Annotated in this window: 13 protein-coding genes; 2 read left to right on the top strand and 11 right to left on the bottom strand. The window is 30.6% G+C overall.

The window, feature by feature from the left end:
• Positions 1-59 precede the first annotated feature (59 nt).
• Together AC3Y25_RS15200 and AC3Y25_RS15195 are read right to left on the bottom strand one after the other, a co-directional pair.
• Complete coding sequence (locus AC3Y25_RS15200) at positions 60-914, bottom strand: glycoside hydrolase family 25 protein (protein WP_095929366.1); 855 nt, start codon at positions 912-914, stop codon at positions 60-62.
• A gap of 9 nt (positions 915-923) precedes the next feature.
• Complete coding sequence (locus AC3Y25_RS15195; protein WP_489903304.1) at positions 924-1640, bottom strand: CDP-alcohol phosphatidyltransferase family protein; 717 nt, start codon at positions 1638-1640, stop codon at positions 924-926.
• Between the two features lie 192 nt (positions 1641-1832).
• Between AC3Y25_RS15195 and AC3Y25_RS15190 the strand changes: the two genes are divergently transcribed.
• Together AC3Y25_RS15190 and AC3Y25_RS15185 are read left to right on the top strand one after the other, a co-directional pair.
• Complete coding sequence (locus AC3Y25_RS15190) at positions 1833-2900, top strand: putative type IX sorting system protein PorV2 (protein WP_465254289.1); 1068 nt, start codon at positions 1833-1835, stop codon at positions 2898-2900.
• A gap of 35 nt (positions 2901-2935) precedes the next feature.
• Positions 2936-4072 (top strand): lipoprotein N-acyltransferase Lnb domain-containing protein, encoded by a 1137-nt coding sequence (locus AC3Y25_RS15185; RefSeq protein WP_489903303.1) that lies wholly within the window; start codon positions 2936-2938, stop codon positions 4070-4072.
• A 6-nt stretch (positions 4073-4078) separates the two neighbouring features.
• Here AC3Y25_RS15185 and AC3Y25_RS15180 read toward each other — a convergent pair whose 3' ends face one another.
• The 9 genes from AC3Y25_RS15180 to AC3Y25_RS15140 all read right to left on the bottom strand — a co-directional run bounded on the left by AC3Y25_RS15180 (position 4079) and on the right by AC3Y25_RS15140 (position 14849).
• Positions 4079-5473, bottom strand: a complete 1395-nt coding sequence (locus tag AC3Y25_RS15180) for a sugar transferase (protein WP_489903319.1) — start codon at positions 5471-5473, stop codon at positions 4079-4081.
• Positions 5474-5537: 64 nt separating this feature from the next.
• Complete coding sequence (locus AC3Y25_RS15175; protein ID WP_489903302.1) at positions 5538-6878, bottom strand: O-antigen ligase family protein; 1341 nt, start codon at positions 6876-6878, stop codon at positions 5538-5540.
• Position 6879: 1 nt separating this feature from the next.
• Positions 6880-7968: a glycosyltransferase gene (locus AC3Y25_RS15170; protein WP_489903301.1), complete on the bottom strand. Its 1089-nt coding sequence runs from the start codon at positions 7966-7968 to the stop codon at positions 6880-6882.
• On the bottom strand, positions 7953-8945 hold the full coding sequence (locus AC3Y25_RS15165; protein ID WP_489903300.1) for a glucosamine inositolphosphorylceramide transferase family protein: 993 nt from the start codon (positions 8943-8945) through the stop codon (positions 7953-7955). The genes AC3Y25_RS15170 and AC3Y25_RS15165 overlap by 16 nt, the downstream gene beginning before the upstream one ends.
• Positions 8942-10060 (bottom strand): glycosyltransferase family 4 protein, encoded by a 1119-nt coding sequence (locus tag AC3Y25_RS15160; RefSeq protein WP_489903299.1) that lies wholly within the window; start codon positions 10058-10060, stop codon positions 8942-8944. Before AC3Y25_RS15160 ends, AC3Y25_RS15165 begins: the two co-directional genes overlap by 4 nt.
• Positions 10057-11058 (bottom strand): glycosyltransferase family 2 protein, encoded by a 1002-nt coding sequence (locus AC3Y25_RS15155; protein ID WP_489903298.1) that lies wholly within the window; start codon positions 11056-11058, stop codon positions 10057-10059. Before AC3Y25_RS15155 ends, AC3Y25_RS15160 begins: the two co-directional genes overlap by 4 nt.
• Positions 11055-12074 (bottom strand): exostosin domain-containing protein, encoded by a 1020-nt coding sequence (locus AC3Y25_RS15150; RefSeq protein ID WP_489903297.1) that lies wholly within the window; start codon positions 12072-12074, stop codon positions 11055-11057. Before AC3Y25_RS15150 ends, AC3Y25_RS15155 begins: the two co-directional genes overlap by 4 nt.
• A 79-nt stretch (positions 12075-12153) precedes the next feature.
• Positions 12154-13695: a glycosyltransferase family 2 protein gene (locus tag AC3Y25_RS15145; RefSeq protein WP_489903296.1), complete on the bottom strand. Its 1542-nt coding sequence runs from the start codon at positions 13693-13695 to the stop codon at positions 12154-12156.
• Positions 13695-14849 carry a glycosyltransferase family 4 protein gene (locus tag AC3Y25_RS15140; RefSeq protein ID WP_489903295.1) on the bottom strand — a complete coding sequence of 385 codons (1155 nt, stop codon included), beginning with the start codon at positions 14847-14849 and terminating at the stop codon, positions 13695-13697. The genes AC3Y25_RS15145 and AC3Y25_RS15140 overlap by 1 nt, the downstream gene beginning before the upstream one ends.

The raw sequence follows: 14849 nt of genomic DNA, 5'->3' as shown, positions 1-14849 counted from the left end.
CTAAAAAACTTTTTTTTTGATAAAATACTGAAAACTAAAAATCTAAAAACTGATGATTATTACTCAACCGTAATAAAATGCAATTGTTCTAAATCGCCATTGTAGATATTAACATCAACTCGGTGTTTGATTCCTGGCAGAGAAGCTTTTTCTGTAAACTGCCAAAACAGCCAATCATCTTCGATTTTTTCTCTGTAGAAATTATAATTGGCAATCCAGAAAAGATATTCGCTAAACTCTTCTTTTAAAAAATCAGAATAATATCGTTCACCAGAATAAATTATAGGACGGACCTGATAGTGTTTTTCGACTTTATTCAACCAACGTTTCAGCCCTTTTTTCAAACTATCTAAAGGCTGATTTTTAGGTAATTTTTCGATATCTAAAACAGGTGGAAGATCTCCCTTTTGTAATTTTACTGTTTTGATAAAAAGATCTGCTTGCTCTATAGAATTTTCGTTAGGGCGATAATAATGATAAGCCCCACGCATGATTTTATTTTCTTTTGCTCCTTCCCAATTTCTTTTGAATTGTCTATCTACACGATCATTCCCTGCAGTTGCACGAATAAAAACAAATTGAACCGGGTATTTTTCATCTAAAATTTCGACTTCTTCCCAATCGACTTTTCCCTGAAATTCGGACACGTCGATTCCAATTACTTTTCCTTTATGATTTTCAAGAACACGAATATTTCTAACATCAGAAAGGTGCTTGTCAACCGCATCTTCATCTAAAACCTTTTCTGTTTTAAAACCTAAATAATAAGCAAGTCCTTTGCGATAATGATAAATTATCCCAATGAATAAAAGTCCGAAAAAAATCAATAAAAGTCCTCGAAAAAGTCTGCTCAGAAAAGATCTTCCAGCTGGTTTTCTTGAATATGTTTTACGATAAGTCGTTTTTCTTGCCATTAAACAGAATTACTTTTTCAGAAATAGATTATTGATAATAGACAATAAAACGTAGAAAACAATAATCAGCGGAATTGCGATGTAATGGAGCAATACCCCTAACAATACTGAAACAATCAAAAACACGATTTGAAGTGCATTGTCTTTTAAGCCGAATTTTTTAATTTTTAAAGAAAATAATGGAATTTCAGCATTCATAATGTAAGCGCTTCCCAAAGTAACAAGTAATAAAACCCACTGATTTGTCAATAATTCAAGAATTACAAGAGACGAATCTGCATACATATCCAGAACTATTTGCAAACTAATAATGAAAATGGCATTTGCAGGAGTTGGCAAACCAATAAACGAATCTGTCTGACGAGTATCGATATTAAAGTTGGCTAATCTGTAGCAGGCGCCTAAAGTTATAATAAATCCTAAAAAGGGAACAATTGCTTGATTTCCTAGTTGATCACCGCCTCTAGCAAACATACTGTACATGACGTAACCTGGTACAACGCCACTTGTCACCATATCTGCTAAAGAATCCAACTGTAACCCAAGCGGACTTGAAACTTTAAATAATCTGGCAAAAAAACCATCGAAGAAATCAAAAAAGATTCCCAAGCAAACCATGTAAAAAGCCATTAAAAAATCTCCTTTAGAGACAAAAACAATTGCGACACAGCCACAGAAAAGATTGATTAATGTAATTAGATTTGGCACATGCTTTTTAATATTCATAGTTTAAAGTTTTGATAATGGAAGAGAACAAATTTAGTATAATAACTCGATGCAAAACGAGTTTTTTCGAGAGTTTTTTATTTCAAAGTATGACTTTCGCAATATTTAACTAAAGGAACTTATTAGATGAGTAAAATATTATATTTTTGATAAAAATTTAAAAACAGGCCTCGATCTGCAAAAACATATACGTTGAAGAAATATTTAGTGTTTTTATTACTTTGGAGTTGTACTTTTCAGTATGCACAAACCGTTCGAAAATATTCGAATGAATTTATGAATATTGGTGTCGATGCCGCGGCTCTTGGAATGGCAAGTGCTGTAACTGCTTCTAGCAATGATGTAAATGCTGTTTACTGGAATCCTGCAGGTTTAACGCATCTTGAAGATCATCAAATTGCTTTAATGCACGCCAGCTATTTTGCTAATATTGCGCAATACGATTACATAGGCTACGCAAGCCCCATTGACGACAGAAGTGCTTGGGGAATTTCGATGATCCGTTTTGGAGTCGACGATATCATGGATACCACACAATTAATCGATAATCAAGGAAATATAGATTATAATAGAATTAGTCTTTTCTCTACTGCAGATTATGGTTTTACTTTTTCTTATGCTCGAAAACTGCCTGTTGACGGATTTCAATATGGTGTAAACGCAAAAGTAATTCGAAGAGTAATTGGAAAATTTGCTAATTCGTGGGGATTTGGATTTGATATTGGACTTCAGTTTGAAAGAAACGATTGGAAATTTGGTTTAATGCTTCGAGACATTACCACAACTTACAACATTTGGAATATTGATGAAGAAGAATATGCCAAAATCGCTAATGCAATTCCGGGAGAAAATAACGAATTGCCAGAAAGCACCGAAATAACACTGCCAAAAGCACAATTGGGAGTTTCAAAAAGATTTGATTTTCATAACGAATGCAGTTTGGTGACTTCTGCGAATTTAAATATGCGATTTGAACAGACAAACGATATCATTTCTTCAAAACCTATAAGTATAGACCCAGCTCTAGGGTTTGAGTTTGGTTATACCGATTTGGTTTTCGTTCGAGCTGGTGCAGGAAATTTTCAGAATGTAACACAATTGGACAATACTGAAAAAGTAAACTTCCAGCCTAATATCGGTTTAGGATTTCGATATAAAGGCATACAAATTGATTATGCCTTAACTGATTTAGGAAATCAAAGTACTGCCTTGTATTCTAATATTTTTTCGCTGAAAGTAGATTTAGGTATCTTTAGATAATAATTAGAAACCAAAAAACATTAAAATTTTAAATCATGAAAACTGTCATGTCCAAAAAAGCACTTTTTATTTTATTATTCTTATCCAGTTTTATTGGTTTCAGCCAAAGTTTAGCTTTATCTAAAGACGCTAAAATTAGCATTCTGACTTGCGGACTTGGAAACGAAACGTATTCTTATTTCGGACACACAGGAATTAGGGTTTTAGATCCTGGAAACAATTTTGACGTTGTTTACAATTATGGAACTTTTGATTTTAGAACTCCAAATTTTGTTCTAAAGTTCGCAAAAGGAGATCTTCAATATTTTGCAACAGTACATTCCTACGCAGATTTTTTTAATGAATATACTTATGAAAAAAGAAGTATTTATGAGCAGGAATTACTAATTTCTCAAGATTTAAAACAAAAACTTTTCGATCAATTAAATGCCGTTTTAGCTTCTGACGAGCGTTATTATACGTACAAATTTATCGATAAAAATTGCACTTCGATGGTCGTTGATGTAGTGAATAAAACTTTAGGCGGAAATGTAATTGCCAAAACAGAAGACACAGACAAAACCTATCGCTCTATTCTATTTCCTTACTTTGATGGTCATTTCTACGATCAGTTGGGAACAAGCATTATTTTTGGAACAAAAGTAGATCAAATGGGAACAAGAATTTTTCTTCCATTTGAGTTGAAAAACAGTTTAGACCAAACTACTTTCCAAAATAAGCCTCTTGCTGCCAAAAGCAAAACGTTATTAGAATTTACAAAAGAGACTCCAAAATCTTTGTGGAATAATATTTATACCTATCTTTTTATCTTACTTTTTGTAATCTTCGCCAGAAACAAAACAGTCGATAAAATCTACTTTTTGATTTTATCTCTTATTGGAATATTCTTTGTAATTATGGGATTTTATTCTTTTCACCAAGAACTAGCAATGAATTATAATGTATTATTATTCAGTCCGCTTTTATTGCTTTTAGTATTCTTTTCAATTTTCAAAAACAAATTATGGACGTATCGATTTTCGTTAATCAACTTTGTGCTTTTAATGATCTACTTTTTGTTTTTGATTAACAAAGCACATTTCTTTATCACTTTACCACTAATCATTACAAGCGGAGTGGTTTTAGTGCGAACAGCTATTCGCAACAAAAAACCAATTCCGATTATAATCTAAAAAATATTATTGACCTCTGTAGAACAAAACCGTAGTAATGGTTTTGAAAGTGATACTCAAATCAAGAAAAACACTTCTGTGCTTGATGTAGTATAGATCATATTGAAGTTTAATCAAACTCTCATCTATAGATTCTCCATAAGAATAATTAACCTGCGCCCATCCTGTAAGCCCAGGCTTAATTACATGACGCGTTTCATAAAAAGGCATTACAGCTGCGATTTCTTCAACAAAGAAAGGGCGCTCAGGTCTAGGGCCAATTACCCCCATATCTCCTTTTAAAACATTAATAAATTGAGGCAGTTCATCAATTCTTGACTTTCGCATAAATTTACCAAACGGAGTAACCCTTTTATCATTATGAACAGCAAATACAGCTCCATTGGTTTCTGAATTCTCTGTCATAGTTCTAAACTTATAAATCTTAAAAACATCTCCATTTTTCCCTACTCTTTCTTGAGTATAAAAAAGGCTTCCTTTATTTGCAAAGATATTGCACAGAAAAATTATTGGTATAAAAACTAGAGATATTAATAACCCCAAAATAGAGAACATGATTTCTATAAGCCGAACAAAAGACAAATAAAGTTTATTACTATTACTTCTGCTGAAAGGAAAAAATCTATAAAAATCTTTTTCTATATGATGAACGGGGATGCGTTGTGTTTTACTTTCGTAAACCTGAGTATATTCTCGTATAATAGCTCCTTTTTCTAATAAATGAAGCAATTGCTGATATAAATCTGGAGTTATACCATCTGTATTTTGAGAAGCAATAATGATTTCCGAAACATGATGTGTCAATACAAAATGTTCTAGGACATCCTTCTTTATTTCTTTAACGTAATGAAAATCTAGATTTTCATCTGCAACAGAATCGGAGTTTACAAAACCAATAATTTTATAATGCGGATCGACATTTTCTAATCCTAAAACTAATTCTTCAACTTCGCTTTGGTCACAAATCAAAACTACACTTTGAGAGAAACGATGAGAGGCTAGAAAATAACAGTAAAATAAACGCCATAGCAACAGGGTAATTAATATTGTAAAGTAAAATATTAGTATAACGAGCCTCTGTTTAGGCAATACAGGAGAAAGAATTGGCGTAAACAAATAAGCCAGAACGGTAGCACTTACAGTAAAAACGACATTCTGCAGAATCTGAAGCTGATTGCTTGCCACTTGTAAATTATAAATTTCAAAAATTACTCCGAAAATATAAATATAGGCAATTAGCAAAAGAATGCTCAGCACACTGTGAATATCAAATTCAAAATAATGATAGTCAAATACTGAACTTAATAAATATAACGCGGATAAAATAAAAATAGCATCGAAAGAAAGGAGCAATATCTTCCTCTCCGAAATTTCGAAATGCATTTTCTTTTTTGAGAACATCATTTGTAGGTTTTAATTGGGTTAGGGCAAAGCAAATGTATCGCAAAAAAATATAACTAATCTATTAATTTTCTGTTTCTTTAGGAATTTTCACTTGCACAAAAAGAAGCGATAATGCATATACAAAAGCAGGAGCAGCTGTTCGCATTGCCGCATGATTTATTGTTAGGAGCCAAAAAATCAAAAATGAAAGCGCAAATATGTTTTGCCTATTGTTTATAAAAAAAATTATAGGCGTAAATAATAGTATTAAAAAAGCTGCTACTCCGAAAGAACCATGTTCGGCTAACAATCTAGTAATTTCATTATGTGTTACCAAATCAATTCCAGTTTTTTCTTTTCTAAGCTCTTTATTTTTACCAACCCCGACTCCAAATATTGGATTATTTAAAAACATCTCCAACTCTGTTTCCATTAAAACTTCTCTTCCGCTTAATTGACTTTCTTTTTTCCTTCCTATAGCATCTTCATTTGCATATCTTTTATTAATAAAACCGTGAGTTTGTATCGAACTATAAGTCCAAACTCCTATTCCTGCAAGAAAAGACATTAAAACAATTATCCCAATTTTCTGTTTGATATTAGAATTGGCTTGAAAATACATCACTATTAGAAGAAAAAAAATCATAACAACTGCAGTTATCATTCCCCCTCTTGAAAAAGTAACAATTCCTCTAAATGCAAAAATCAGAACCAATCCAATATTTACTATTTGCATTAACAAGCTTTTAGAATTAAACAACATCTGTACAAAAAAGACAAAAACCCCTAGTCCTAATAATGTTGACACTTGATTGGGCCCAAAACCTCCAGATGTTTCAAAGTTAGATTGTGTTCCTGTTATTACATCTCTTACACTTGGAGTGTAAAGAAAAAGATATATGGCCATACTAATCAATGGAAAAGAAAATGAAGTAATAACATCTTTTAGTCTATCAAATGATATTTTTCTTTGACAACAATAGATAGAAGAAATTCCCAAACAAACAGGTCCAGAAATATTAAAAGCCAGTGCTTTCCTTATATCTGTACCTAGGTTTAATGAAATTGATGATAAAATAATGCCCGGAACCAGGAGCAATAAAAAAATCCCATATATGAAACCTTTATTCGAAAAGCCAGTATAAATCATTCCAAGCAGCAGAAAAACTAATATTGAATATTTACCAAACTCGTTTAGAAGCATGCCATTAGTCATTCTTAAAAGGACTTCCATACTTACAATATAAGCGCACATAATGAGTACCTCATTATTACTGTTTTTGGTCTTGATAATAAAATAAAGACCAAATATGAATGTTGCCAAAGTGTATAACTTTGAAATAAATGGCAATACAAAAATCAATACACCTAAAATGGTGTGGATAATAATTAATAAAGTATATGCTGATATTTTTTTTTTCATTTTAACTTATATGTATCCAATTTAAGTATTTTTTTATAACTGCTTTTTCAGAAAAATTTTCCGAAATAGTATTTGCCAAGTGGTCACCTAAAGAGAATCGCAAATTTATATTTTCAATACATTCAACTATGGCTTCGCAAAAAGTTTCAGCATTAGAATTTGTAACTAGTAAACCATTATAGTAATGTTTAATTATAAATGGAACTTCTCCGACATTTGTTACCACAACGGGTTTTTTACTTTGTCCATACTCTAAAAGAGCAACTGGAAAACCTTCTGAATTAGAAGTTAGAACAGCAATATCTACTTGATTTAGTATGTTAAATATGTCTCGTCTTGAATTGTAGATAAAAACACTATTCTCTAATTCTTTTTTTCTAATACTTTCCTTTATTAGATTTGAATATTCATCTTCGAAATCTTTCCCCACTAAGTGAAAAGTCCATTCTGGATATGAAACTTTTAGTTTCTCAGCAACTTCCAATAATAAAAAATGGTTTTTCTGAGGTCTTAAATTAGCTAAACAAACAATTCTTTTCCCCTTAAATCCTTTAAGCGCTGTACTTTTTTCCACGTTTACCTCCGTACCTGCAAAGTTTGGCAAATAAATTACATTTTTTGCTTTTAATACTTTCTCTGACCATTCTTTAAGGTTTTGGTTTACTGTAATAGCTCCATCAAATAAAAAGGCTGTTAATTTCAAAACAGAGTAAGGTCTGTCTTCTAAAAATTCATTATTGCCATAGTGATCATGTCTAATAATTTTTAGAGAAGGCAAAGTTAGTTTTAGAAGAAATGCAAGAAAAAAAGAGGTACTGTGTGCATGAATATGTGTTACTTTATTTTTTAAGACATAAGATCTCAATCTAAAAACGGCACTAATATCCAATTTAGTTTTTTTTCTTAAAAACAAATATGAAACAGATGGATAAATTTGATCTAATAGCAAACCTTCCTTGCGCGTTGCAACGAGTCCTGAAAACTCAACTACATTGACCAATCCATTGGCATAATTTACCGCCATCCGCTCGGCACCACCAGCGTCAAGAGAATCAATAATCTGAAGAATTCTCATTAATTTAAAATCCAATTTTTAATATCAATATAAGTCCATTTTAAAGGACCATATAAATTAATTTTTTTTGAGTCACTATTCAATCTATTTCCATCATATACATAATAGTAACGATTGTTTCCTATTTTTTGAATATCAAATTGATGCATTCCTGCATTAAACTCTTTAATTTCTTTATTCTCTTTTAAAAAAAATGGAATACTTCTTTTTACACTATAAGTATCACCTTTAAAAGAAAAACGATACAAAGACAAACCATAACCATAACCATGCGTACAATTTTGCACAGGAAGTATTAATCCTTTTTTATCTGCAAAAAAACGACCACCAGCTCTAGCTTCGGTTCCCATTAAAGCAATTGGTTTTTTATGCAATTTCCACTTCCCAAAAAGAGAATCTGCCTGATAAACGTACATATTCAATTTATCATCCGATGCCACCATAATGTTCAGAGAATCGGACAAGTAAATTGATGGATCTTTTAATTTAACATTTTTCAACAAAGTGTCACAAATTTTCCAATCAAAAGGAAACCGCTTCGCTTTATATAATAAAACCGCATTTGCTTGTTTTGATTCAGGAATCATATAGAAATCTGACCTGTATTTAAACACTTGAGGATAAGACAAATGAAACTTCTCATTCAGCACTGTTCCTCTATACTGATAATTTTTTCCATCAATAGAGGTCATTAAACCTACATCAGCATTTGAATCATTTTTTTGATGCTCAAAAAAAATATAAAAAGTATCTTTCTCTTTTATAAAAAATGGATCTGCAAGAAAAAAGGTACTGTCATTGTTTTTTTTTAGTTTCTCAATAGAATAAATTTGGTTTTTCTTTACATCAATATTTTCCGGATATACTTTAGATTCCCCATACCCAATCGACCAGCCGCCACTATCTTGTTGAAAAAAAGGGGTTCTGTAATGTATTACGAATAGGACTAAAACTCCAAAAAACAGTATTAAACTTATTATATATTTCTTCATTTCTTTAGTATTTTTTTTATTTCAGATTCGAAAAAATCCAAAGTATATTTTCTTGACCATTCTGATGATTCTTTCCTGAAATAATCAAATCGTTCTTCATGATTTAATATTTCTTCTAATTGTTGAATATCTTTTGTTAATTTTCTTTGCAAAAGGATACCTCTCTTTCCATAATTAAGCATATATGGCACACAAGAAATATCTGTTGCAATAGGAACACAGCCCCAAAACATTCCTTCTGCAAGTGCTTTCGGCCATCCTTCACTTTTAGAAGGCAAAATTACAAAATGACCATTTTTGTAAGCATTCGCTATAATTTCTTGATTTTGATTTCCTTTTAATATTATATAGTTTTCTAATTTATTGTATAAAATATACTCTTCTAAAGTATTTCTTTCTGCTCCATCTCCATACAATTGCAAAGATACTTTATAGCCTTTTTTAAATAGATTTTCAACTAACTTTACAGCATACAAGGGATTTTTACCAGATGATAAAGTTCCAACAAAAATAAAATTTATTATTCCACTTAAATCCATTTTTTTTAATGGCAATTTATCTTTTTCATAATAAGAAGCAGTAAAGAAAGATTTTATATTTTTTGAGTAATTATTCCATTCTCCATATACAAGAACTCGTATATTTTTACTCAAAAAAGTGTTATTTAAAATCCATTTTTGCAATTGATAAGTCCAGGGTTGTTTGCTTTTTGGATCCCAATTACCTGCATATTTTGCCGTTTTTATTTTGTTTGGAAAAAGAATTTGGACAAGACAACCTATTAATCCCATGTTTCCCGGACAACGCAGATGAATATGATCTGCGGCTTTCATTACCCAAAATATCTTCCAAAAAATTATAGGCAACTTAACTACTGATAATAGTACATTCCTGAAATTAACCAAATTAAAATCGGCAGTTTTCTTAAAAGTAATTTTATTATGTTTATAAGCTAGATCAATTACTGTTGGCCCATTGTTTCTTAAGGGGGCAACTATAATTATTTCATCAACATATTTTAACCAAATGTTCATTTCCCAGACATAAGGTCCATAACCAAAGAATTCGTCTAATTGTTTAGAATGATTAACGTGAGTAATTATGGCAAATTTCATTGTTTTACTTTAGGTTTTTTGATATATAAACTTAAAAAACCAATGGTTCTTCCTAGAGCTTCTGAGAAAGCGACTTTTTTATTTTTTTTCGTAAAAACATTTGTAAATCGCACCACGATTAATAGAATTGTAATAAAATTCCATTTTAATCGATCTTTAAATCTTGGGTTTTCATTTTTTAACCTCCAAATATACCAACCATTCCTTACCACCATTTTTCCGTAATAAAATTGATTTGGTCTGCCATTCTCTGCGTGAAAATGCGCAAGTTTAGCTCGAGTATTTAAATATAGTTTCCCTATTCTTGAAACTCTTAGTGTAAAATCTGCATCTTCATATAGACCATAGCCTTCAAAATAAGTCGAAAATGAAAGCTTCTTAAAAACTGATTTTCTAAATGAAGAAACTCCTCCCATTAATTGTTCTACATGATAAATTTTATCACTTGGAGGCAAAAAACTCAAACTTCTTCCATGAGAAAAAGCTGGTAAAAATCCAGGCAAACAATCACTGTCTAAATTTAATTTTTTCCGCATCATAAAACGGCTTCCATCTTTGCGTACCCAACCGTCAAAATAGAATTCTTTTATCGACGGTTTATAATTATCCTCAGCTTTTTGCCAATTAACTTCATTTGCTATATAACCTCCTGCACCTACCGCATCAGGATAATGCTTATATGTATTTAATAATTCTTCAAAATAATTGTTTTCCAGAATGGTATCATCGTCTAAGAAACAGACTATTTCAGAGTCAGAAGCAACTCGAGCAATTCCGAAATTACGTTGTTTTGTAAGTCCACGATTCTCATCTGAAACCAAAAAATATTGTAGTTTTTTAAATTCATTTTCAGATAAAACTTTCCTTGTTTCGTTATCTAATGATCCATCAATAATCAAAATTTCATCAGGATAGATGGTTTGATTATCAACCGACTTAAGAAGCTTCAACAGAGGCTTTGCCCGCATAAATGTACATACTATTAAAGAAAACTTCATGCCTTTTTCCGTTTTGCGTTTGTTATCTGAATAAAATAATCAATGCGATTTAATTTTTCCAATATTAATTTTCGATTGTTTTTTTGCATTTCTTCAATTTCTGTTTCTGTTTTTGATGAATGAAAATTAATTAATTCTTTAATAATTGATTTTTCAGAAACTATTAAACAATGCTGCTTCCAATCAATTTCATCTTCCAATGGCAATTTTACATCTGTATCTACCAAAACCGGAATCCTTCCCATTATTAAAGCTTCATAGAAACGAACTGAGAAATTTCCATTTCCTCTCAAACAAAAAATATATAAATTATTCTGAATATTATTAAAAAACTCAATTGTAGAATTCTCTTTAGAGCCAGTATCTCTGGCTCTATATTTATTTCTAAAAATAAAATCGCTTTCAATATTATCTTCTTTCAAGATTTTTTTTAGAAAATGAAACCTCTTCCATCCAGAGGGATAAAAGGGATGATAATCTTCTGGATTTTTCAATATTTCATAAATTAAATTTCTTCTGGTAAACAACAAAAGCTCTTTAACAAATTTTAATACAGAACCATTGGCATTTCCAACAAATCCTATGTTTGGTTTTTCATTTTTTGGCAAAACGAAAAAGTCGTTTTTTATTACTCGATTATAAGGATCTACAATAAAAGAAGGTAAAATATTGGTTAGAAAAGTCATCTTCGATTTGAAACCTCCCAAACGAAATGTTGTAACATTAGGGTAGTTTAAACTTAATCCGAAATCACCTGCAGCATATACCCAGATTGAGATATCATATTTTGATACACTTTCAATCCAATTATTTAAGAAGTTATTTTTATCCTTTTTCATGAAAGAAACGATGTCTACAGGAAAAATTGCAATATCTGCCAACAAAATAGAATCTGTTAAAGAAAAATTTGCCATCGCTTTTTCGTTAGGTACATAAACCAAATCAAAAAGCAGAGGAAAAACATTTTTTCTGTTTTCTGGAGTTAAAAACTGTTGTTCTGTATATATTTTTAGCATTGCTTTTATAAAATCTGTTTCATTTATTTTTTTTCCTGTTAGCTACAAAAATTAAAACTCTTTAATTTTAATTGCAACATTATTTCATTTTGGATATTTTCTTACTCCAATCTACACTAGTATTCCATGTTCTCTTAAACGAAATATAAAATCCAATCCAATTAAAAGGAGATTCTTTTTTAATAGATTTCATAAAAAGCTTTAGCTGATAACCTTCAATTTGCTTTGAACTTAAATATTTCTGCTTTGTATACATAATTGTAGGTGATGGTTTTGGCTCATATTTTTCACTTTCCCATGCAAACTGTGGCTTAATTCTAAACCCTCCAAAAGGGGCTTTTAAATGTAAAATAGCTGGATTTGGGAAGTATATCACATCAAAGCCAGCTTGTCGCAACTGCATACCGAAGTCAAAATCTTCTCCATAACCAAACTCTAATGCCATTGAGAATGAAACTTTTTTTAGACAGCTAGATTTTACAAAACTGTTTCCAGATCCAAAAATACTTGTTTGATGAATATCTTTAAATACTAACTTTTCATGTTTTTGCAAATAAGATGTTGTGGCAACATAAATGCCGAACTGCTCAATTTTATCAAAAACATTACGTATTAAATCTTTATCAAACCTGTTATCATCATCATTTAAAAATACCCATTCACTAGAAACGTGACTAAGAGCAACATTTCTAGCATTACAAGCTCCAGCTTGATGGGTAAAAATATGTTTAACTTCAAATGGCCATTGCTCCTTTGCTAAATAATCCAATTCACTAGTACTCTCTGCTAAAGGATTTTGTTCTACAATTATGACATTTTTAGGTAAATGAGTCTGTTTTACTAAATCTTGCAATACATCATATAGACAATCTTTACGTCCAATTGTCGGAATAATAACATCCATAGTCTTAAATTCAATAACTTTCAATTTTGATTGAACTTTTACACTGGACAATTGAATATTGATTTTATTTCGTTTTTTGAATCGTAAAGCCCCTAATAAAGGAATAACTGGAAAGCGTCTTTCGAAAATTAAAAAATTAAAAAAAAGTATGAAGATCCAACGTGTACGATAATGTTGCTGTACAAATTGAAATAAAGTATAAATACTCGCCTTTTGAACTGGAATTGAAATTCTTTTATCTTTTAAAAATCTTAGATCTGAATAACAAAATAACCCTTTTACTGAACCTATTTTTGCTAAACTATGCAAGAAATAGTCAAAATCATTTCCAAGTTTAATTTTATTTTCAAATTGCAACAATGCTTTTGAGCTTATTCCTCCTATAGCGCTACTAGTCAACCAAGTTGGATAAACAACATCCTTTCTAATATTCAGAAAAATAGATTCGTCAATATAACCAATACGATCGCAAAAATATTTCTCTTGATTATTATTGAAAGATACCATAATTCTATCATGATGAAAAATTAAATCTAAAGCATCCCAATCGATATTAGACTCAATAGTGCTATGGCTCCAGATTAATATATCTGTTGGAAATTTTTCCGCTAACTTCATTAAAGTTGAGGCAATATTTAAAGAAGTATCAAACGAAATTTTTTCTTCATCTCTATAGACTTTTGTAACTCTATTGTTTTGGTGATAAATAACTACCATTAGATTTGATGATTAATTATTCTTTGATAAAACTTGATATTTTCTTTCACCAATACAGATATATCAAATTTACTTTCTACCCTAGCTCTAGCTTTTTCTCCCATTTCTAAGCATAGTGAATCGTTTTTCAGTAACTGAATTATTTTGTCAGAATATAAACTATGATCCGCAGGATGCACCAAAAAACCACTTTCTTGATCTACAATAAGTTCTTGTGACCATCCAATATTACTATTTACAATTGCTTTTTGCAATGCCATTGATTCGACAGTAACCATTCCAAATGTTTCCGCAAAAGTTGGAAAAACGCAAACATGAGCTTTTCTTATATAATTATTTATCTCACCGTAAGGAATTTTACCAAGATATGTTACGTCCTTTAATTCTTCTAAGGTAAATTGACTTTTAATCAATTGCCATGTAGAAGTTGAATTTGTTTTTATATCAAAAGAATCTGCACCTATTAAAACTAATTTGGCTTCAGGAATAACATCACGAACTTTCTTGAAAATTTCTGGCAGTTCTAAAACACCTTTTTTTCTAATTAAAGTACCAATATAAAGAACTGCATTTTTTTCGAATTTTTCTGGTTCTTTATTTTCAAACTCTTTAAGATCTACACCATTATAAATAGTCTGTATTTCTTTTCCTTTTATCTTAAAAAGCCTTTTTGAAACTTCTCCAGCAAATGTTGTTGGTGCTATAAATGCCTGAGCTCTATTTATTGCCAATTTTTCAAACCAGAAATTTTTAAGTTTTTGTTTTCTATTCTCTAAATGACAGAAATAGGTGTCGCTCCCATGAAAACGAATTACTAAAGGAATTTCAAAATGCATAAAAGCCGTAATTCCAGTCCAATCTACAGATTCAATTACTTCAATATTCTTTTGTTTTATAATTTGATTACAGAATTTCTCAATGTGTTTACGGTACAAATACCATCCTAAAAATTTATATTTTATTTTTTTAATACGATAAATTTTGATTCCATTGTCATCTATAATTTCTTGTACAGGCTGATTATAAATAAAAATCGCAATATCGTTTCCTGAATTATACAGAGATGTCGCCAGATTTTTAATACTTGTCCCTATTCCTGCTGATTGTGTAATATTGGGATGAGAGTATTCTGGAGTTAGAAATGCTATCTGCAT

This window comes from Flavobacterium sp. LK-23, assembly GCF_058135255.1.
This window is presented reverse-complemented; position numbering and strand designations above follow the sequence as displayed.

What these genes read in the sequence shown, in the direction of transcription:
- AC3Y25_RS15160 (WP_489903299.1), bottom strand. Translation starts at nt 10,060, where the DNA reads ATGAAATTTGCCATAATTACTCACGTTAATCATTCTAAACAATTAGAC.
- AC3Y25_RS15180 (WP_489903319.1), bottom strand. Translation starts at nt 5,473, where the DNA reads ATGTTCTCAAAAAAGAAAATGCATTTCGAAATTTCGGAGAGGAAGATA.
- AC3Y25_RS15150 (WP_489903297.1), bottom strand. Translation starts at nt 12,074, where the DNA reads ATGCTAAAAATATATACAGAACAACAGTTTTTAACTCCAGAAAACAGA.
- AC3Y25_RS15140 (WP_489903295.1), bottom strand. Translation starts at nt 14,849, where the DNA reads ATGCAGATAGCATTTCTAACTCCAGAATACTCTCATCCCAATATTACA.
- AC3Y25_RS15145 (WP_489903296.1), bottom strand. Translation starts at nt 13,695, where the DNA reads ATGGTAGTTATTTATCACCAAAACAATAGAGTTACAAAAGTCTATAGA.
- AC3Y25_RS15195 (WP_489903304.1), bottom strand. Translation starts at nt 1,640, where the DNA reads ATGAATATTAAAAAGCATGTGCCAAATCTAATTACATTAATCAATCTT.
- AC3Y25_RS15165 (WP_489903300.1), bottom strand. Translation starts at nt 8,945, where the DNA reads ATGAAGAAATATATAATAAGTTTAATACTGTTTTTTGGAGTTTTAGTC.
- AC3Y25_RS15185 (WP_489903303.1), top strand. Translation starts at nt 2,936, where the DNA reads ATGAAAACTGTCATGTCCAAAAAAGCACTTTTTATTTTATTATTCTTA.
- AC3Y25_RS15155 (WP_489903298.1), bottom strand. Translation starts at nt 11,058, where the DNA reads ATGAAGTTTTCTTTAATAGTATGTACATTTATGCGGGCAAAGCCTCTG.
- AC3Y25_RS15200 (WP_095929366.1), bottom strand. Translation starts at nt 914, where the DNA reads ATGGCAAGAAAAACGACTTATCGTAAAACATATTCAAGAAAACCAGCT.
- AC3Y25_RS15175 (WP_489903302.1), bottom strand. Translation starts at nt 6,878, where the DNA reads ATGAAAAAAAAAATATCAGCATATACTTTATTAATTATTATCCACACC.